The organism is Mesobacillus jeotgali, from assembly GCF_014856545.2.
Classification (GTDB): domain Bacteria; phylum Bacillota; class Bacilli; order Bacillales; family Cytobacillaceae; genus Mesobacillus.
Genome location: NZ_CP109811.1, coordinates 161,267 through 179,914, shown reverse-complemented (window position 1 = coordinate 179,914; position 18,648 = coordinate 161,267). Strand labels below are relative to the sequence as shown.

Annotated in this window: 15 protein-coding genes, 10 tRNA genes and 3 rRNA genes; 7 read left to right on the top strand and 21 right to left on the bottom strand. The window is 45.6% G+C overall.

What is annotated here, in order from left to right:
* Positions 1–139 precede the first annotated feature (139 nt).
* Together FOF60_RS01000 and sigW are read right to left on the bottom strand one after the other, a co-directional pair.
* The gene (locus tag FOF60_RS01000; RefSeq protein WP_192472875.1) at positions 140–793 is read right to left on the bottom strand and encodes an anti-sigma factor family protein; all 654 of its coding nucleotides are present in this window, start codon (positions 791–793) and stop codon (positions 140–142) included.
* 16 nt (positions 794–809) lie between these two features.
* Positions 810–1,373 (bottom strand): RNA polymerase sigma factor SigW, encoded by a 564-nt coding sequence (gene sigW / locus FOF60_RS00995; protein ID WP_167834292.1) that lies wholly within the window; start codon positions 1,371–1,373, stop codon positions 810–812.
* Between the two features lie 238 nt (positions 1,374–1,611).
* On the opposite strand from sigW, the gene FOF60_RS00990 reads away from it, so the two are divergent.
* Positions 1,612–1,782 (top strand): aspartyl-phosphate phosphatase Spo0E family protein, encoded by a 171-nt coding sequence (locus FOF60_RS00990; protein WP_192472874.1) that lies wholly within the window; start codon positions 1,612–1,614, stop codon positions 1,780–1,782.
* Positions 1,783–1,862: 80 nt separating this feature from the next.
* On the opposite strand, the gene rocF is transcribed toward FOF60_RS00990, so the two are convergent.
* The 15 genes from rocF to FOF60_RS00915 form a co-directional block, all read right to left on the bottom strand.
* Positions 1,863–2,759 carry an arginase gene (rocF, locus tag FOF60_RS00985; RefSeq protein WP_192472873.1) on the bottom strand — a complete coding sequence of 299 codons (897 nt, stop codon included), beginning with the start codon at positions 2,757–2,759 and terminating at the stop codon, positions 1,863–1,865.
* Positions 2,760–3,154: 395 nt separating this feature from the next.
* Positions 3,155–3,230 (bottom strand) — tRNA-Ala (locus tag FOF60_RS00980).
* A gap of 3 nt (positions 3,231–3,233) precedes the next feature.
* Positions 3,234–3,308: transfer RNA gene (locus tag FOF60_RS00975), tRNA-Gly, on the bottom strand.
* A 71-nt stretch (positions 3,309–3,379) separates the two neighbouring features.
* Positions 3,380–3,452: transfer RNA gene (locus FOF60_RS00970), tRNA-Lys, on the bottom strand.
* A gap of 5 nt (positions 3,453–3,457) precedes the next feature.
* Positions 3,458–3,532 (bottom strand) — tRNA-Gln (locus FOF60_RS00965).
* 54 nt (positions 3,533–3,586) lie between these two features.
* Positions 3,587–3,671, bottom strand: a tRNA-Tyr gene (locus FOF60_RS00960).
* Positions 3,672–3,765: 94 nt separating this feature from the next.
* Positions 3,766–3,841 (bottom strand) — tRNA-Thr (locus tag FOF60_RS00955).
* A gap of 26 nt (positions 3,842–3,867) precedes the next feature.
* Positions 3,868–3,943: transfer RNA gene (locus tag FOF60_RS00950), tRNA-Val, on the bottom strand.
* 30 nt (positions 3,944–3,973) lie between these two features.
* A tRNA-Glu gene (locus tag FOF60_RS00945) sits at positions 3,974–4,048 on the bottom strand.
* Positions 4,049–4,066: 18 nt separating this feature from the next.
* Positions 4,067–4,139 (bottom strand) — tRNA-Thr (locus FOF60_RS00940).
* Between the two features lie 42 nt (positions 4,140–4,181).
* Positions 4,182–4,256, bottom strand: a tRNA-Asn gene (locus tag FOF60_RS00935).
* 79 nt (positions 4,257–4,335) lie between these two features.
* Positions 4,336–4,451 (bottom strand): 5S ribosomal RNA (rrf, locus tag FOF60_RS00930).
* A gap of 146 nt (positions 4,452–4,597) precedes the next feature.
* Positions 4,598–7,532 (bottom strand): 23S ribosomal RNA (locus FOF60_RS00925).
* 225 nt (positions 7,533–7,757) lie between these two features.
* Positions 7,758–9,307: ribosomal RNA gene (locus FOF60_RS00920) — 16S ribosomal RNA — on the bottom strand.
* Together the 16S, 23S and 5S rRNA genes with 10 tRNA genes alongside form the textbook arrangement of a ribosomal RNA operon.
* A gap of 298 nt (positions 9,308–9,605) precedes the next feature.
* A complete protein-coding gene (locus FOF60_RS00915) occupies positions 9,606–9,836 on the bottom strand; it encodes a hypothetical protein (RefSeq protein ID WP_167834127.1) in 231 nt (76 codons plus the stop codon).
* A gap of 144 nt (positions 9,837–9,980) precedes the next feature.
* On the opposite strand from FOF60_RS00915, the gene pdaB reads away from it, so the two are divergent.
* Positions 9,981–10,733, top strand: coding sequence for a polysaccharide deacetylase family sporulation protein PdaB (gene pdaB / locus FOF60_RS00910; protein ID WP_192472752.1), 753 nt, complete (start codon positions 9,981–9,983; stop codon positions 10,731–10,733).
* Positions 10,734–10,741: 8 nt separating this feature from the next.
* On the opposite strand, the gene FOF60_RS00905 is transcribed toward pdaB, so the two are convergent.
* The gene (locus FOF60_RS00905) at positions 10,742–11,419 is read right to left on the bottom strand and encodes a KinB-signaling pathway activation protein (protein ID WP_192472753.1); all 678 of its coding nucleotides are present in this window, start codon (positions 11,417–11,419) and stop codon (positions 10,742–10,744) included.
* Between the two features lie 148 nt (positions 11,420–11,567).
* Here FOF60_RS00905 and gerD point away from each other — a divergent pair, with 148 nt between their 5' ends.
* Complete coding sequence (gene gerD, locus FOF60_RS00900; RefSeq protein WP_192472754.1) at positions 11,568–12,209, top strand: spore germination lipoprotein GerD; 642 nt, start codon at positions 11,568–11,570, stop codon at positions 12,207–12,209.
* A gap of 88 nt (positions 12,210–12,297) precedes the next feature.
* On the opposite strand, the gene FOF60_RS00895 is transcribed toward gerD, so the two are convergent.
* The 3 genes from FOF60_RS00895 to FOF60_RS00885 form a co-directional block, all read right to left on the bottom strand.
* Entirely contained in the window at positions 12,298–13,353 is a 1,056-nt protein-coding gene (locus tag FOF60_RS00895; RefSeq protein WP_192472755.1) for an Mrp/NBP35 family ATP-binding protein, read from the bottom strand.
* Positions 13,354–13,524: 171 nt separating this feature from the next.
* Positions 13,525–14,241 (bottom strand): N-acetylmuramoyl-L-alanine amidase CwlD, encoded by a 717-nt coding sequence (gene cwlD / locus FOF60_RS00890; RefSeq protein WP_192472756.1) that lies wholly within the window; start codon positions 14,239–14,241, stop codon positions 13,525–13,527.
* A gap of 78 nt (positions 14,242–14,319) precedes the next feature.
* Complete coding sequence (locus FOF60_RS00885; protein ID WP_192472757.1) at positions 14,320–14,763, bottom strand: YbaK family protein; 444 nt, start codon at positions 14,761–14,763, stop codon at positions 14,320–14,322.
* Positions 14,764–15,021: 258 nt separating this feature from the next.
* Between FOF60_RS00885 and FOF60_RS00880 the strand changes: the two genes are divergently transcribed.
* The 4 genes from FOF60_RS00880 to FOF60_RS00865 all read left to right on the top strand — a co-directional run bounded on the left by FOF60_RS00880 (position 15,022) and on the right by FOF60_RS00865 (position 18,635).
* Positions 15,022–15,987: a S8 family peptidase gene (locus FOF60_RS00880; RefSeq protein ID WP_192472758.1), complete on the top strand. Its 966-nt coding sequence runs from the start codon at positions 15,022–15,024 to the stop codon at positions 15,985–15,987.
* Positions 15,984–16,757 (top strand): endonuclease I family protein, encoded by a 774-nt coding sequence (locus tag FOF60_RS00875; RefSeq protein WP_192472759.1) that lies wholly within the window; start codon positions 15,984–15,986, stop codon positions 16,755–16,757. The genes FOF60_RS00880 and FOF60_RS00875 overlap by 4 nt, the downstream gene beginning before the upstream one ends.
* 304 nt (positions 16,758–17,061) lie before the next feature.
* Positions 17,062–17,754, top strand: a complete 693-nt coding sequence (locus FOF60_RS00870) for a hypothetical protein (protein ID WP_192472760.1) — start codon at positions 17,062–17,064, stop codon at positions 17,752–17,754.
* A 230-nt stretch (positions 17,755–17,984) separates the two neighbouring features.
* The gene (locus FOF60_RS00865) at positions 17,985–18,635 is read left to right on the top strand and encodes an SDR family NAD(P)-dependent oxidoreductase (RefSeq protein ID WP_319801557.1); all 651 of its coding nucleotides are present in this window, start codon (positions 17,985–17,987) and stop codon (positions 18,633–18,635) included.
* Positions 18,636–18,648: the final 13 nt, after the last annotated feature.

The following is an 18,648-nucleotide window of genomic DNA, read 5'->3' as shown; positions in this document are numbered from 1 at the left end:
GATGACCAATCTGTTTCAGCTATAAACAAAGGTAACTTTTTTATTATACCATAAGCTTTGTTCAAATTATAATGATGTCACCTTGGCTGCTGACCCCCAACCAACCCTTGCAAAAGGGAGCCTTAAAAAACAGCCATTCCTATTGGAATGACTGTTCCTTTTCGTCGTTCTCAAAAAGATCTGCCGTGTTTTTAGCTGTTTTTTTAATATGGTACCAGATCCACTCGAACACTTCATTAACCTCTGTTATTTCACCGGTGACATTTCCGGCTGATGCCATATAATTCTCAGCATTGATCAGCTCACCGTTGATCACTGTGACATTACCCTGGACCTCGCCTTCTATTTTCACCTTGCCATTCCTGACAACGACATCTCCTTTGACGACTTCCCCTTCAGGTACGATAACCGTATCATTCTCAACAATCAGATTAGGCTGCTTCGATACGGAAAACTGGTGTTCTTCATTCCAAGTCGAAAAGATGCTGCCAGTCATCAACGCCAGGAAAAGCGAGGCAGCCGTTATAAATGGATGGCTCCTGAACCAGCGTTGGATTTCCGTCTTTTTCTTTTCCTTCGGCAGGCCGGCCATCACTTTTGAAGTAAAATCATCTGGTGCCTGGATATGGGAAGTGCTCTGCACAAGAGCGATTGACTTATTCATCTCCCTGAAGTATTCCTGGCAATCTGAACAGCTTTGCAGGTGCTCTCTTAGTACCTTTTCATGTTCTTCGGAGATTTCTTCATCTAAGTATTCATGCATATAGTCGATAATTTGTTCGGAACATTTCATATTCTTTCACCTCACCTTATACGTGTCGCAACTGCTGCCTTAAGGCTTCTCTTCCTCGATGGATCCTCGTCTTCACCGTGCCAAGCGGCAAATCCAGTATTTCACTGATCTCATTGAGGCTAAGTTCTTCAATATACTTTAATACGATTACAGACCGATATTTATCGGGTAGTTTTGATATTTCTTTTTGGATGGTATCATGCAATTCGATACTTTCTACTTCATCCTCTGGTAAGGGTGTTTCAGATGGAACCTGGGAATACATCGTCAAGCCTTCTGTTCCAGGTACTTCCGCATCAAGGAAATAATCCGGTTTCTTTTTGCGGATCCGGTCAATACATAGGTTAGTAGCTATTCTATACAGCCATGTAGAAAACTTCAAGTTTTGATTGAAGCTGTTAATATTGATATATGCACGGATAAAAGCCTCCTGTGCAATATCTTCTGCCTCGTGCCGATTCCCGAGCATACGGTAGCAAAGTTGGAATACCTTGTCCTTGTATACCTCAACAATCTCTCCATAGGCATTCTGGTCTCCCTTGAGTACTTGCTTTATTCTGTGTTTTACGATTGTCTCCATTAGTTTACCTCCGCGCTTCATGCGGCTAATCGATATACGAATCGATTCCGTAAAAGGTTTCGTTTTTTTTTATAAAAACTTTATTTATGTATGTAATTGACAAAATCATCTACTAACTGACTTATTTTGCGAAAAAGCACGCTAAGTCAATTTTAACAAATTTTTACCAGTTTGGTTTAAAAAGTTTTTTTCAGGGGTATAAATGAACTATATTTCAGTGAAAGCGAGGAAATAATCAATGTGTGCAGAAACGTTGCTGAAGGATATTGAAAATTGCCGTAAAGAAATGGTTGAATTAGCCGCAAAAACCTCGCTGGCAAATCAACGGGTTGTAGACATCAGCACTAAACTCGACCATTTACTAAATAAATATTATCACTTATCTTCAAAAAAGACATTCCTATATTAATAATAAGAGAGCAGCAGCCACCTGGCCGCTGCTCCTATTTTTTCTCACTAATATGAGTCTATTCCCAAACTATATGGACATTACAGAAGTTTTTCACCAAATAAAGACCCCATCAACGCCACTGCCGCGACAGCTGTCTTGTTCTTTTCATCAAGGATTGGGTTGACTTCGACAAATTCAGCTGATGTGATGATTTTTGATTCAGCCAGCATCTCCATTGCCAGATGGCTTTCACGATAACTGATGCCTCCCGTTACCGGCGTACCGACACCAGGTGCATCTGTTGGATCCAGCCCATCCAGATCAAGAGAAAGGTGGACACCATCCGTCTTATCTTTAAGATAGTTGACTGTTTCCTCAATGACCGCTGCCATTCCTAGGCGATCGATTTCGTGCATTGTGAACACTTTAATGCCCATTTCCTTAATCAGGTCCTTCTCACCCTCATCCAGCGCACGTGCTCCGATAATGACAATGTTTTCCGCCTTTACTTTTGGCGCGAATCCGCCTAATTGAGTCAGCATTTCATGACCCAAACCCAGGCTCGCAGCCAGCGGCATTCCGTGGATATTACCAGACGGAGAAGTTTCCGCTGTATTCAAGTCACCATGCGCATCATACCAGATGACACCCAGGTTCTTATAATGCTTGGATACACCTGCCAATGTCCCGATCGCAATGCTATGATCACCGCCTAATACAAGCGGGAATGATCCTGATTCTATAATCCTGTCTACCTCATCAGCAAGCAAACTATTTTTCTCAGCAACTAATTCCAGGTTGCGAAGATTGCTGTTAGGATCAATCTTCACCTCAGGTCTGCCAACTGCGATATCTCCCAAATCCTCTATCTCATCAAATAACACTCTCAGTCTTTCATTTATTCCAGCATAACGGATTGCACTTGGGCCCATGTCGACTCCCCTTCTCATCTGACCCAAATCCATCGGCATACCAATAATCGAAAGTTTCTTCATTGTTTTCTCCCCCTTGCTATCTCTCGTCTACTCCTTATTTTAAACGCTTTCATTCAAATGACTCAACCGGACAATTTCATGAATATATATACGGTTTGGAATTGAGCGAATTTATTGGGTAAGGATACTTAATATGAAAAATTTATAACAGCTTCACCGGCGAATTGGAATAGACTTGAAATATGAGAAAAATGAGAAAAAGCAAATGCTGTCGGATTAATAGGTAGTATTCTGGACAGCTCTAGGCTTTACCCCCTGTAAACTGTCAGAATAACGGCTTTTTCTTGATAGCTTTGGTCTCTTCTCCTTCAAACTTGTCTAAACTCTATTGGATAAAAATAAAAAAGCCATAAATCCGTTGGATTTATGGCTGAAATGGTATTTATGTAGTGTGATGGTGGAGCCTAGCGGGATCGAACCGCTGACCTCCTGCGTGCAAGGCAGGCGCTCTCCCAGCTGAGCTAAGGCCCCATTTGGAGCGGAAGACGGGATTCGAACCCGCGACCCCAACCTTGGCAAGGTTGTATTCTACCACTGAACTACTTCCGCATGATTTTATTATATAGATAAGACCCCTAAAAATAAAGGATTAAGTTCATTCTTAGGGGTCTTAACATGAGTGAGCCATGAAGGACTCGAACCTTCGACCCTCTGATTAAAAGTCAGATGCTCTACCGACTGAGCTAATGGCTCAAAAATGGCTGGGCTAGCTGGATTCGAACCAACGCATGACGGAGTCAAAGTCCGTTGCCTTACCGCTTGGCTATAGCCCAATGAAAAAATAAAAAGGACATTAGTAGCTTGTCCAATTTTAATATGTATTAAAATGGTGGAGGGGGACGGATTCGAACCGCCGAACCCTGAGGGAGCGGATTTACAGTCCGCCGCGTTTAGCCACTTCGCTACCCCTCCACATAATAGAACTTCCTAACTAGGTACATGCTCAAAATCCCTTCGGGACTTTTCGCATCTTTCCGCTGAAGTTTATTCAGGTAAGTTAGAAAGATGGTGCCGGCGAGAGGACTTGAACCCCCAACCTACTGATTACAAGTCAGTTGCTCTACCAATTGAGCTACACCGGCATTAAGGAAAGTTATATAAGAATAAATGGTGGAGGATGACGGGATCGAACCGCCGACCCTCTGCTTGTAAGGCAGATGCTCTCCCAGCTGAGCTAATCCTCCATATTCAACTTCGCTGTCGCAAAAAAATCTTGGTGACCCCTACGGGATTCGAACCCGTGTTACCGCCGTGAAAGGGCGGTGTCTTAACCGCTTGACCAAGGGGCCATATAATAGTATTTTCAGAGCTTCCAAGCGGGCTCGAACCGCTGACCTCTTCCTTACCATGGAAGTGCTCTACCTGCTGAGCTATGGAAGCATTTTGCTGCCAGCTCAAATGACTTACGTCATTTAGAGATAATGGCTCCGCAGGTAGGATTCGAACCTACGACCGCTCGGTTAACAGCCGAGTGCTCTACCACTGAGCTACTGCGGAATAATGGTATTTTTCATAACTCTTGCAGATGATTCGAATGCCACATCTTAGAACTTATCCAAGATGATCATGCATCATTGCCTGGCGGCGTCCTACTCTCACAGGGGGAAACCCCCAACTACCATCGGCGCTGAGAAGCTTAACTTCCGTGTTCGGTATGGGAACGGGTGTGACCTTCTCGCCATCGCCACCAGACAATTTTTAAGGACAATATTTATTATACTGCCTTTTATGCATTTTTCAAGAGGTAATTTAAGATATTTTGCTATCGCAAGAAAACTTTATTCCCTCAAAACTAGATAATGTTTGTAAGAAGAAAACAAGAAGATCGAGTAATCAATTTGGTTAAGTCCTCGAACGATTAGTATCAGTCAGCTCCACACGTCACCGCGCTTCCACCTCTGACCTATCAACCTGATCATCTTTCAGGGTTCTTACTAGCTTGCGCTATGGGAAATCTCATCTTGAGGGGGGCTTCATGCTTAGATGCTTTCAGCACTTATCCCGTCCGCACATAGCTACCCAGCGATGCCTTTGGCAAGACAACTGGTACACCAGCGGTGCGTCCATCCCGGTCCTCTCGTACTAAGGACAGCTCCTCTCAAATTTCCTGCGCCCACGACGGATAGGGACCGAACTGTCTCACGACGTTCTGAACCCAGCTCGCGTACCGCTTTAATGGGCGAACAGCCCAACCCTTGGGACCGACTACAGCCCCAGGATGCGATGAGCCGACATCGAGGTGCCAAACCTCCCCGTCGATGTGGACTCTTGGGGGAGATAAGCCTGTTATCCCCGGGGTAGCTTTTATCCGTTGAGCGATGGCCCTTCCATGCGGAACCACCGGATCACTAAGCCCGACTTTCGTCCCTGCTCGACTTGTAGGTCTCGCAGTCAAGCTCCCTTGTGCCTTTACACTCTGCGAATGATTTCCAACCATTCTGAGGGAACCTTTGGGCGCCTCCGTTACTCTTTAGGAGGCGACCGCCCCAGTCAAACTGCCCACCTGACACTGTCTCCCGCCCCGATCAGGGGCGTGGGTTAGAATTTCAATACAGCCAGGGTAGTATCCCACCGACGCCTCCACCGAAGCTGGCGCTCCGGTTTCTCAGGCTCCTACCTATCCTGTACAAGCTGTACCAAAATTCAATATCAGGCTACAGTAAAGCTCCACGGGGTCTTTCCGTCCTGTCGCGGGTAACCTGCATCTTCACAGGTACTATAATTTCACCGAGTCTCTCGTTGAGACAGTGCCCAGATCGTTACGCCTTTCGTGCGGGTCGGAACTTACCCGACAAGGAATTTCGCTACCTTAGGACCGTTATAGTTACGGCCGCCGTTTACTGGGGCTTCGATTCAGAGCTTCGCGTGAGCTAACCCCTCCTCTTAACCTTCCAGCACCGGGCAGGCGTCAGCCCCTATACTTCGCCTTGCGGCTTCGCAGAGACCTGTGTTTTTGCTAAACAGTCGCCTGGGCCTATTCACTGCGGCTCATCCGGGCTATTCACCCAAATGAGCACCCCTTCTCCCGAAGTTACGGGGTCATTTTGCCGAGTTCCTTAACGAGAGTTCTCTCGCTCACCTTAGGATTCTCTCCTCGCCTACCTGTGTCGGTTTGCGGTACGGGCACCTTTTATCTCGCTAGAGGCTTTTCTTGGCAGTGTGGAATCAGGAACTTCGGTACTATATTTCCCTCGCTGTCACAGCTCAGCCTTCACGCAAGCGGGATTTGCCTCACTTGCAGCCTAACTGCTTAGACGCGCATATCCAACAGCGCGCTTACCCTATCCTCCTGCGTCCCCCCATTGCTCAAACGATAAAGAGGTGGTACAGGAATATCAACCTGTTGTCCATCGCCTACGCCTTTCGGCCTCGGCTTAGGTCCCGACTAACCCTGAGAGGACGAGCCTTCCTCAGGAAACCTTAGGCATTCGGTGGATGGGATTCTCACCCATCTTTCGCTACTCATACCGGCATTCTCACTTCTAAGCGCTCCACCAGTCCTTACGGTCTGACTTCAACGCCCTTAGAACGCTCTCCTACCACTGACATCTAAGATGTCAATCCACAGCTTCGGTGATACGTTTAGCCCCGGTACATTTTCGGCGCAGAGTCACTCGACCAGTGAGCTATTACGCACTCTTTAAATGGTGGCTGCTTCTAAGCCAACATCCTGGTTGTCTAAGCAACTCCACATCCTTTTCCACTTAACGTATACTTTGGGACCTTAGCTGGTGGTCTGGGCTGTTTCCCTTTTGACTACGGATCTTATCACTCGCAGTCTGACTCCCACGGATAAGTCTTTGGCATTCGGAGTTTGTCTGAATTCGGTAACCCGATGAGGGCCCCTAGTCCAAACAGTGCTCTACCTCCAAGACTCTTACAACGTGAGGCTAGCCCTAAAGCTATTTCGGAGAGAACCAGCTATCTCCAAGTTCGATTGGAATTTCTCCGCTACCCACACCTCATCCCCGCACTTTTCAACGTGCGTGGGTTCGGGCCTCCAGTTGGTGTTACCCAACCTTCACCCTGGACATGGGTAGATCACCTGGTTTCGGGTCTACGACCACATACTCATTCGCCCTATTCAGACTCGCTTTCGCTGCGGCTCCGTCTTCTCAACTTAACCTTGCATGTAATCGTAACTCGCCGGTTCATTCTACAAAAGGCACGCCATCACCCATGAACGGGCTCTGACTACTTGTAGGCACACGGTTTCAGGATCTCTTTCACTCCCCTTCCGGGGTGCTTTTCACCTTTCCCTCACGGTACTGGTTCACTATCGGTCACTAGGGAGTATTTAGCCTTGGGAGATGGTCCTCCCAGCTTCCGACGGGATTTCTCGTGTCCCGCCGTACTCAGGATCCACTCAGGAGGGAACGAAGTTTCAACTACAGGGTTTTTACCTTCTCTGACGGGCCTTTCCAGACCACTTCATCTACCCCGTTCCTTTGTAACTCCATGTTGAGTGTCCTACAACCCCAAGAGGCAAGCCTCTTGGTTTGGGCTATGTCCCGTTTCGCTCGCCGCTACTCAGGGAATCGCGTTTGCTTTCTCTTCCTCCGGGTACTTAGATGTTTCAGTTCCCCGGGTCTGCCTTCAATGCCCTATGTATTCAGGCAAAGATACTGTTCCATTACGAACAGTGGGTTTCCCCATTCGGAAATCTCCGGATCAAAGCTTACTTACAGCTCCCCGAAGCATATCGGTGTTAGTCCCGTCCTTCATCGGCTCCTAGTGCCAAGGCATCCACCGTGCGCCCTTTCTAACTTAACCTAAAAGGTCATTTCTCTATTAAATAGAGAGAAAAACTAAAATGGCGATCACTCGGTTTTTTCTTGGTTCTTCTTACTTACGATTATCTAGTTTTCAAGGAACAAAAAAGCTTTGAGAGAATTGCTCCCTCAAAACTAAACAAACAAGCGTACAACTATGTGGATTACATCCACAGTACGAATCGAAAGATTCGCATTCCGATTGCCTTTACGGCAATATCCTTAGAAAGGAGGTGATCCAGCCGCACCTTCCGATACGGCTACCTTGTTACGACTTCACCCCAATCATCTGTCCCACCTTAGGCGGCTGGCTCCAAAAGGTTACCCCACCGACTTCGGGTGTTACAAACTCTCGTGGTGTGACGGGCGGTGTGTACAAGGCCCGGGAACGTATTCACCGCGGCATGCTGATCCGCGATTACTAGCGATTCCGGCTTCATGCAGGCGAGTTGCAGCCTGCAATCCGAACTGAGAATGGATTTATGGGATTGGCTCGACCTCGCGGTTTTGCGGCCCTTTGTTCCATCCATTGTAGCACGTGTGTAGCCCAGGTCATAAGGGGCATGATGATTTGACGTCATCCCCACCTTCCTCCGGTTTGTCACCGGCAGTCACCTTAGAGTGCCCAACTGAATGCTGGCAACTAAGATCAAGGGTTGCGCTCGTTGCGGGACTTAACCCAACATCTCACGACACGAGCTGACGACAACCATGCACCACCTGTCACTCTGTCCCCCGAAGGGGAACGCCCTATCTCTAGGGTTGTCAGAGGATGTCAAGACCTGGTAAGGTTCTTCGCGTTGCTTCGAATTAAACCACATGCTCCACCGCTTGTGCGGGCCCCCGTCAATTCCTTTGAGTTTCAGCCTTGCGGCCGTACTCCCCAGGCGGAGTGCTTAATGCGTTTGCTGCAGCACTAAAGGGCGGAAACCCTCTAACACTTAGCACTCATCGTTTACGGCGTGGACTACCAGGGTATCTAATCCTGTTCGCTCCCCACGCTTTCGCGCCTCAGCGTCAGTTACAGACCAGAGAGCCGCCTTCGCCACTGGTGTTCCTCCACATCTCTACGCATTTCACCGCTACACGTGGAATTCCGCTCTCCTCTTCTGCACTCAAGTTCCCCAGTTTCCAATGACCCTCCCCGGTTGAGCCGGGGGCTTTCACATCAGACTTAAGGAACCGCCTGCGCGCGCTTTACGCCCAATAATTCCGGACAACGCTTGCCACCTACGTATTACCGCGGCTGCTGGCACGTAGTTAGCCGTGGCTTTCTGGTTAGGTACCGTCAAGGTACCGGCAGTTACTCCGGTACTTGTTCTTCCCTAACAACAGAACTTTACGACCCGAAAGCCTTCATCGTTCACGCGGCGTTGCTCCGTCAGACTTTCGTCCATTGCGGAAGATTCCCTACTGCTGCCTCCCGTAGGAGTCTGGGCCGTGTCTCAGTCCCAGTGTGGCCGATCACCCTCTCAGGTCGGCTACGCATCGTTGCCTTGGTGAGCCGTTACCTCACCAACTAGCTAATGCGCCGCGGGCCCATCTGTAAGTGACAGCCGAAACCGTCTTTCAGCTTTCCCTCATGTGAGGGAAAGGATTATCCGGTATTAGCTCCGGTTTCCCGAAGTTATCCCAGTCTTACAGGCAGGTTGCCCACGTGTTACTCACCCGTCCGCCGCTGATCTTCAAAAGCAAGCTAATGAAGATCCGCTCGACTTGCATGTATTAGGCACGCCGCCAGCGTTCGTCCTGAGCCAGGATCAAACTCTCCAAAAAAGAGTTATGAGTTTAGCTCATAAGTTAAAACGTTGGCTCATGTTCTTATAGAAGAAACATGATCATTTATTGTTTGTTGACGCTTGTTTGTTTAGTTTTCAAAGAGCAATTTCGTTGTCTTGCCGCTCATAAGCGACTTTCATAATATAACATGTGACCGATTTAGTGTCAACCACATTTTTATTATTTTTACCGCCGAATCACCGTGTTTCCGAGTGGCTCAGCAGCGACGTTTATTAATATAACAGGATAATTTCTTTCCGTCAATAAAAATTACGAAAAAAGTTTTCCCGCTTGTTTATTGACCTTTATACATGCTTTTCTTTGCTGGCATATACTTAAGACATTCCTTTGGTGATGCTACTCTTTTAAAAAGAGAAAACAGAATTTGATATCTTTCTTTCATGGATCTCTTCACTACATGATCAATGCGATCATCCTTGAGATCGAATAGGATTTCATCCATCTCCCTCTTTATTAAATATTCTAGCTCCTTCAGTTCCTTCTCATTAATCAGAACACCAAGCATACATACACTCCTGTTCATTTTCACATAGTGATTGTAGTGTTGTCTTTTTCGCTTATTTTTATAATCTGATTTTTTATTATCATATCTTTTTGAACTGGAGAATAAAAATTAGACAAGGAGTGCATTGGACGAGGTGGTGAAAAAATGAATTTCTTTTACGTAATGAATGCGAAGTCGATTAAAACAGCTTTTGTCATTGTAATTGCAGCCTTTTTTACAGCTTGGTTTTTTTACATGGAAAACATGGTGCAAATCCCTGCTTTTTCAGCTAAGGACGGTCCTAAGGCCATCTACAAAGGAGAAAAGGATTTGGCTTTGACCTTTAATATTGGCTGGGGCGATGAAAAAGCGGAACCGATCCTTGACGTCCTGAAGAAAGAGAAAGCAGGAGCGGTAACCTTCTTCTTATCAGGCTCCTGGGCAGAAAGGCATCCAGACTTGGTGAACCGAATGGTGAAAGAAGGTTATGAAATTGGTATGCTGGGCTATGAGTATAAGGATTATACCGATCTTGAGGATGATAAAATCAGGCGTGATATCCTAAAGGCTCAGGAGGCATTTAAAAAGCTTAATGTTAAGAACATTGAGCTGCTGCGGGCCCCTACCGGTCACTTTGACCAACGGACACTGAAAATTGCTGAGCGCCTTGGATATACGGTAGTCCACTGGAGTCTTGACACAAAGGATTGGACGAATCCTGGTACTGATGTAATCGCCGCGAATGCTTCTAAAGCAAAAAAAGGAGATATCCTGTTAATGCATGCTTCTGATTCAGCTAAGCAAACAGCGGAAGCACTTCCTCTGGTCTTAAAAGACATCAGGTCGAAAAATTTGAAAATGGTCACAGTTTCAGAAATGATCGCCAATGGTGACTCTAAATCAGCAGAAATAAAATAACCGTCCAACTATGCGTTGGACGGCTTTTTTTGTGCCTTTTTACTTGTTTTTGTCTTTGTCTTAGCCTTTTCTTCAAGGGCTTTCCGTTCCTGGAGTGACCTCTGGTTAAGCTTATGCAGAACCAATAGCTGATAGGCATTACATACTAATAATGGGAATAGCATGAGATATAGCCAGCTATGCTCGTTCACTCGGAGGACCGGCACCCATTCAATCACCGTTACGACAACCATGAAAAATAATGCTGGTATAAATGCCTCTTTATTTGTCTGCTTAACCTTCATGAACGCCACAATCAGCCCCGCTGCCAGTACGATCACCGCGAGGCCCAAATAGGAAATGATACTCTCGCCGCTTTCCGCAAATATGGTAAAACGCAGATATACAAGGTCAAACAATACAAAGGCAATCAACAGAACCTGTACTGGATTCCATAGAGATTTAAAAATTCCAAGACCAAAGCGATGTACCGTCAAATATGCAAAGAAACCCATTTGGCTAAGAATGCTAAATATAAGACCAACACCCATTAGCCATACTAAAATTGAAAGGAATTCAAGAATGTTGAAATCACTTAATAGCTGCTGGAATTCACTCCAGCGGACAATAAAACCAACCACAGCAGTTGTCACCGCTCCAACAACCAGGGTGGTGAGAAATAAATGTACCCAATTACGGCTTGTCACGATTTTTTCCCCCAAAACCAAATTAAACTTCACTATTTGATTGTACCAATGAGGATTTGAAAAATCTAGGTGTCGTTATTCGTGTATAACAATTTGTCATTTTACTCATCCTAAAATTAGGGCTGTCTATGTGAAAGGGGAATGGAAGATGAAGAAACTCATGAAGTATATACTCCCTGCTTCCTTTTTACTTTTAGCTGCCGGCTGCGCTGCTCCAGCCGAGTCAGCAGGGGGGCAAGTCGATTATGAGGAAACAAAGAAGATGGTTGTCGATATCCTGAAGACTGACGATGGCAAAAAAGCGATTCAGGAAGTCATGGGTGACGATGGCATGAAGGAAAAGCTAATAATGGACCAGCCGGTCGTAATTGATACAGTCGAAAAAACAATGACATCCGAAAAAGGCATGGAGTTTTGGAAAAAATCCTTTGAAGATCCAAAATTCGCTGAGAGCGTTGCAAAAAGCATGAAGAAGGAAAATGAAAAGCTGTTAAAGGATCTTATGAAGGATCCAGAATATAAGGGCATGATGATTGAGGTAATGAAAGACCCGGAGCTTGAAAAGGAATTGACCACTTTGCTGAAAAGCAAAGAATACCGGGAGCATTTGCAAAAGGTCATGACTGAAACCTTTGAAAGCCCATTATTCAAAGCAAAGCTTCAGGCATTGATTGTCAAAGCTGCTGAGGAAATGCCAACTCAGAAACCTGAAGGTGGCTCCGAAGAAGGCGGCGGAGGTTCCGGAGGCGGTGGCGGCGAAGAATCAGGCGGAGGTTCTGGAGGACAGTAATGATTGTATTAGCCTTTGGTCAGCCCGACAACCGCTTTAGCTGATTATAAGTAAATGAGCCTCTCCAGATAACGGAGAGGCTCTCTTATTATTTTTCAAGCATTTGCACAACTTGCTGGGCAATATTCGTATAAATCGCTCCAATTTTATCGTCTTCCTGATAAATGGATGGTGCAAAGTCTTCTTCATTCCATGTTGGCTGGCCTAATGGCAGTTTGCCTAACAGCTGTGTATTAAGCTCGTCCGCTAACTTTTCGCCGCCGCCTTGTCCAAAGACATATTCTTTTTCCTCGGTCAGCTTGCTTTCAAAGTAGGACATGTTTTCAATGACACCTAGGATCTCATGTTCTGTTCGAAGCGCCATCGCACCAGCACGTGCCGCAACAAATGCCGCTGTCGGGTGTGGTGTAGTAACGATGATTTCTTTACATGATGGCAGCATGGTGTGCACATCCAACGCCACGTCCCCTGTTCCTGGAGGCAGGTCCAATAGGAGATAGTCGAGCTCTCCCCATTCAACTTCATTGAAGAAGCTGTTCAGCATTTTACCAAGCATTGGCCCGCGCCAGATGATCGGTGCATTATCTTCCACAAAGAATCCCATGGAGATGACCTTTACTCCGTGCCTTTCAACAGGAATGATTCTTTCCCCTCTTACAACCGGGCGTTTTGTGATGCCCATCATGTCAGGAACACTGAAACCATAGATGTCCGCATCAACAAGTCCGACTTTTTTACCTAAACGCGCAAGAGAGACAGCAAGGTTCACGGATACCGTTGATTTCCCTACTCCGCCTTTTCCGCTCGCAATCGCAATGAACGTTGTTTGGTTATTAGGAGAAAGCAGGCCTTCCTCTTCTTCAGGAGCCGCTGTCTGGAACTTCGAAAGAACTTCTGCAGGAAGTTCAGAGAAGCGCAAGCCAACTGATGCCGCTCCGGCGCCTTTTAAAATATTGACAATCTCCGTCTGCAGCTGCAGCTGTTCAGCTGTACCTGTTTTCGCGATAGCTATTTTAACGCTTACATGATTCTTCTCTTCTTTGATTTTGATTTCTTCGATTGCATTTATTTCTTCGAGTGTTTTATGTAAAAATGGTTCCTTAAGGTCTTTTAAACTTTCTCGCACCTTTGCTTCAGTTAACATAATGACACCTTCCTCTGTAAAAATTTATCTCCAAGGACAGTATAACATATTGATAAAATTCCTAAGTGTTAAACCTATCACACATTTCTGAAAGATATTTTTACCAATATCAATCAGAATAACCTATAAATAAAAGTCCCCATGAGAAAAGAAGGATCCCATGACCCTTCTTTATTTTTCCCAAAATTTCTGTTCATCTGTAAAATAACGGAGCATCCCGTCATAAATGGAGGCCGCTATCTTTTCCTGATAGGCTTCATCTTTCAGGTTTGCCGCTTCCTGCGGATTGGATAAAAATCCGATTTCGACCAGTACACCCGGCTTATTGGTATGCTTCAGCAAATAGATGCTATTCGCTGCCTTTGCATCTCGATCTGTGTTTTCAAGGTTCCTGCGTAATTCGTCCTGGATTAGTTTGGCGGCGCGTTTGTTTTCTTTGTAATTAGTGGAGTAGAATGTTTGCGCCCCTTTCCATTTTGATGAGGGAATCGCATTCAAATGGATCGTCGCAAAAAAATCAGCTTCGGATTCATTAATCAAATCCAGTCTTCTTTTTAAATCCTGTACCTTTCGCTTACTGTAGCCTTTAAGGCCTTTATCCGCTAGGTCGACATCTGTTTCGCGCGTCATAATGACGAGAGCCCCCTGTTGCTGGAGATAATCCCGCAATTTCAGGGAAACATTGAGCGCGATATCTTTTTCAAAGGGTTCCTCTTCCCCTGCTCCGGGATCAACCCCTCCATGCCCTGGGTCAAGATAGATGATTTTCCCCGAAAGCGGCAGGTTCCAGGATTCCCAAGAATCATTGTCGGCAAAGTCATACTGCAATATTAGGAAAAGCACGGCAAGGCCGGCTGCAAATAATCCGATTTTGAGTTTCTTCAGCATGTTCTAAACCATCCTCTCCCCAGCTAGTCCCTGATAATAAACTATATGGGACAGGTAGATGATTTAGAACTATTGCTGCTAGTGCAATCTTAGCTTATACTTCTTTTCACCCTTCATGAATCCTTCTCTCCACCAGCTGTCGACATACTGTTCGCATAAATAATAAAGCTCTTCGGAACCGGCTCCCTCTTCACCCTTCCCCCAAAATAGGAAAAAGTTATATAAGGTGTCAATCAAATGGCGCTCTTCTTTTTCACAGCGAGGTTTAACTGCCTCTATTGGTTCACCGAAATACCCAAACCGGCTGAACTTGGCACCAAGTAAATAGGCTTCTATCGCTACATCATAACAAGCTTCTTCGATTCCTGAATTCATGATCAGGTTCGAGGTCAGCCTTGATGAGCCAAAATATTGTTTCACCCTGCCCTGCAGGATGTTGATGGATAATTCACGGAGCATCGCTCGCTCATATTTCACTTGTTTTTGTTTTCTTTTATCTACAAATGTCGTTACGACGTTCAAAGTATTCTCACCCCTTAAGAAGTAGTGTTCAACCTCTTGAAGGGTGTAATGCAATATCAACCGACGATTCCTTTTCCAGTTTTCACAGACGTTTACTGAATAAGATTTCAGCAATCCTGTTAGGATGAAATGCCCAATTATGGTTATTCATTTCTAGCAAATACCCTACTATCGGTCCTTTTAATTAATAGTCAGAATTGTTAGACTTATTATCACAACTAGAACTCGCTTCAATTTAATCTCTAAGGAGGGAAAGAAATGGAGCAAGGTGTTCACGTTATTCCTTATACCGTGATTGATGAAGCGGAGGAAATCAAAGAGGTGCCAAAAGGTGTTGAGCTGATCCAGGCACCCAAGCTTTGGAATGAAACAAAAGGAAAAGGAATTAAGGTTGCTGTATTGGATACTGGCTGTGAAACGACACACCCTGATTTAAAGGACCGAATCATTGGCGGAAGGAATTTTACAGATGATGACCGTGGCAACCCTGATCTTTATACGGACTACAATGGTCATGGTACACATGTGGCAGGCACGATTGCCGCTCAGGAAAATGAGTCTGGCGTCATCGGCGTTGCCCCAGAAGCCGGGCTGCTGATTGTAAAGGTGTTGAACAAGGCCGGTTCAGGCAGGTATGAATGGATTATCAATGGAATTCACTATGCCATTGAGCAGGAAGCAGATATTATCTCGATGTCGCTTGGCGGACCAGCTGACGTACCCGAATTGCACGAGGCAATTCAAGCCGCTGTTAAAAAGAATATCCTCGTCGTTTGTGCTGCTGGCAATGAGGGAGATGGCGACGATTCTACCAATGAATTCGCCTACCCTGGTGCATATAACGAAGTCATCAGTGTTGGAGCTGTAAACCTTGAACGAGGCTCATCCGATTTTACCAACTCCCATAATGAAATTGATGTCGTGGCTCCCGGTGAGCGAATCACTTCAACCTACCTCAATGGAAAATACGCGACTTTGAGCGGTACCTCTATGGCTGCTCCGCACGTATCCGGTGCACTGGCATTGATCAAGACATATGCAAAAGCCCATTTTGAGCGAGAATTGACAGAACCAGAGTTGTACGCGCAACTGGTCAAGCGGACAGTCCCGCTCGGTAACTCACCAAAGCTGGAGGGCAACGGTCTTGTTTACCTGACTGTGCCTGAGCATCTGGCTGAAATCTTCGACCAGAGCTTTAAAACGATGGTTATGGATGCGATATGATTCTTTCGGCTAGTGAGGCGTATATCCATAACATCGAGAATAAATCGTATTATGATGCAGAGCTGGATGCTCGAGTTCGCAATGAGTATTATTGCGATACTGCTTTTACACCAAAAGAGCTCCATTCTCTGCTGGTCCGGACACATTCCTCCCATTTAAAGTATTCGCCGCATGATTACGTTTATCCATGGGTGGACTTGCAGGAGAACCTTCAGCTGAAGAGCCTGTATTCAGGACAAAACCTTGACCCTGTCGAGGTGATTGAGGAGGATTTGCGACTCATGGAGACTCTTAGGCAAGGAGGATTTACAGCCAGTTCTGATATTCTTTTTAATACTGAACATGTTGTTCCACAATCATGGTTTGATGGTGATGAGCCAATGCGAGGCGACCTCCACCACTTGTTTACCTGTGAGCCAGCCTGCAACAGCATGAGAAGCAATCACCCTTATCATGATTTCTCATCCTATGAACCTGAACTTGCTGCTTCAGGCATTAGGTCTGGCTGCGGCATGGTGGAAGAAGGGAAATTCGAACCGGAATATGGCAAGGGTATTGTCGCGAGAGCCGTTTTTTATTTTGCAATAAGATATATGGATGTCATCAAGCTTGATGCACAGATGGACTTCAAGCTTCTGCTTGGCTGGCATCAGGAACACCCTGTTACTCTATATGAAAAGCATCGGAATGCCGCAATACAGGAACTCCAGGGGAACCGAAATCCTTTTATTGATTTTCCGGAGTTGGCTGGAGACTTGCTTGGCTTATAAAGTAGACCGCCTGAGCGTTAGATTACAGGCGGTTTTTCTTTGAGTTGGGGAGGTTTTTGGATTGTGGTGCAATGAAAAGACTTTCCTTTTACCGTTTTGACTTCGTTCCTGCGTTTTCGGGCAATGCAGAGGCTTTTCTTTTACCGTTTTGACTTAGTTCCCGAGCTTTCGGGCAATGTAGACGCTATTATCTACTCTCTATGCCTCGTGCGAGCCGCCTGCTCTATTTCCTCTAATTTACTAACACAGAATATGTTCATATTAGGGCAAGCTAATCGAGAATACAGAGGAAGGGATGATTTCTATGTCTATGGAATGGTTTGACCGGGTAGTTGGAGAGCTGCAGGACCATCTTGAGTCTATTTGTGAAAAATATGATCAGGAAGGCCAGATGGCTGTTGAGAGAGGCGCGAAACATCCGCGGATTCAGTTCTTTGTGGATTATGATGATGGCGAAAGAGATTATTTCTATATATTATACTTTGACCCGCATAATGAGGAGTTTTATACGGAAACCATTGATGAAGACCTGGGGCAGCCGGCGCGTGTCATTCTTTCAGATATTGATGATATTGTCGATGCGGTTCACCAGGGCTTCCACGATTACACAAACGACGATGAAGACGAACTCGATGTCGTTTATGCAACGGAGGATGACGATACTGTATATTATGAAGATGAGGGAATTCATGAAGATGATGAGCTATATGTGGCGGAGCTGATAGATGAGGACGATATTCTCGAGGAAATTGATGTCGAGTGGGAAACTCCCGAGGTTACAGCCTTCCTGATGGAAGATGATGTAGAAGTCACCTATCAGTTTGGGCTTGTGCAGGATACAGGAGACGGAGTCCTTCGCCGCATCAATCGAATTTGGACAGAGGATGACGAAATGATCAAAGACGAAACGAATTTCATTTTCACAAAAGAAGAAGCTCCAACCATCATTGCCATGATTGCCAGCCATATCGATTCCATGCAAGGATACGACGATTAATATAGAAGACGGAGGAATGCACCATTTCCTCCGTCTTTTTGCATTATGCTGCCACAAGGTTTCTCCTCTTGATAAAAGCCCCCAAAGGTTAACACAAAATGCATTCAGATCATCTTCCCCCTATTTCTCATCCAAAAGTTGTAGGTAAAGTTCAAGCTTTCTTCCGAGGGAAATTTTGTTAATCCTCTTTATGCTTAATATAACAAGCTAATAAGGAGAGATGATTCAAAATGAATAAAAAAGTAGTCATGATAACTGGTGCCTCTAAAGGCTTAGGTAAAGCATTAACAATGGCTTTTGCGAAGGAAGGAGCAAGACTTGCCATCTGCTCAAGATCCGAGCATAGGCTAGAAAAAGTCAAACAAGAAGCCCAGGGTTTAGGTGCTGAAGTATTGGCGATTACAGCAGATGTATCACAGCCAAGGGATGTGGAACGTTTCGTAGCCTTAACTCAGGAAGTATATGGACAGATCGATGTGCTGGTTAATAATGCTTCCGTATTAGGCCCTAGTCCAATGCCTCTGCTCCTGGATTATCCTGCAGAGGATTTTGCAGAGGTGTTAAGAGTCAATGCAGTCTCCGCATTTCTAGTCAGCCAGAGAGTCATCCCAATCATGCTTGAGCGTAATGAAGGTTCTATTATCAATGTCACGTCTGAGGCTGGCCATGTTGGCTATGCAGGCTGGGGAGCATATGGGATTTCAAAGTTTGCTGTGGAAGGCCTTACTCAAACATGGGCAGATGAGTTAAGTGCTACCAATGTTCGTGTAAATATGGTAGACCCTGGTGAGATGGACACTGAAATGCACCAATTAGCTGTTCCTGATTGCGATTACCCTTGGCAAAACCTGAGAATGTGGTGGACATCTTTCTTCACTTAGCATCAGATAAGGC

Excerpts from the sequence above, each read along its gene's own strand:
- FOF60_RS01000 (WP_192472875.1), bottom strand. The coding sequence starts at position 793 with ATGAAATGTTCCGAACAAATTATCGACTATATGCATGAATACTTAGAT.
- sigW (WP_167834292.1), bottom strand. The coding sequence starts at position 1,373 with ATGGAGACAATCGTAAAACACAGAATAAAGCAAGTACTCAAGGGAGAC.
- FOF60_RS00990 (WP_192472874.1), top strand. The coding sequence starts at position 1,612 with ATGTGTGCAGAAACGTTGCTGAAGGATATTGAAAATTGCCGTAAAGAA.
- rocF (WP_192472873.1), bottom strand. The coding sequence starts at position 2,759 with ATGAAGAAACTTTCGATTATTGGTATGCCGATGGATTTGGGTCAGATG.
- FOF60_RS00915 (WP_167834127.1), bottom strand. The coding sequence starts at position 9,836 with ATGCTTGGTGTTCTGATTAATGAGAAGGAACTGAAGGAGCTAGAATAT.
- pdaB (WP_192472752.1), top strand. The coding sequence starts at position 9,981 with ATGAATTTCTTTTACGTAATGAATGCGAAGTCGATTAAAACAGCTTTT.
- gerD (WP_192472754.1), top strand. The coding sequence starts at position 11,568 with ATGAAGAAACTCATGAAGTATATACTCCCTGCTTCCTTTTTACTTTTA.
- FOF60_RS00895 (WP_192472755.1), bottom strand. The coding sequence starts at position 13,353 with ATGTTAACTGAAGCAAAGGTGCGAGAAAGTTTAAAAGACCTTAAGGAA.
- cwlD (WP_192472756.1), bottom strand. The coding sequence starts at position 14,241 with ATGCTGAAGAAACTCAAAATCGGATTATTTGCAGCCGGCCTTGCCGTG.
- FOF60_RS00880 (WP_192472758.1), top strand. The coding sequence starts at position 15,022 with ATGGAGCAAGGTGTTCACGTTATTCCTTATACCGTGATTGATGAAGCG.
- FOF60_RS00875 (WP_192472759.1), top strand. The coding sequence starts at position 15,984 with ATGATTCTTTCGGCTAGTGAGGCGTATATCCATAACATCGAGAATAAA.
- FOF60_RS00870 (WP_192472760.1), top strand. The coding sequence starts at position 17,062 with ATGTCTATGGAATGGTTTGACCGGGTAGTTGGAGAGCTGCAGGACCAT.
- FOF60_RS00865 (WP_319801557.1), top strand. The coding sequence starts at position 17,985 with ATGAATAAAAAAGTAGTCATGATAACTGGTGCCTCTAAAGGCTTAGGT.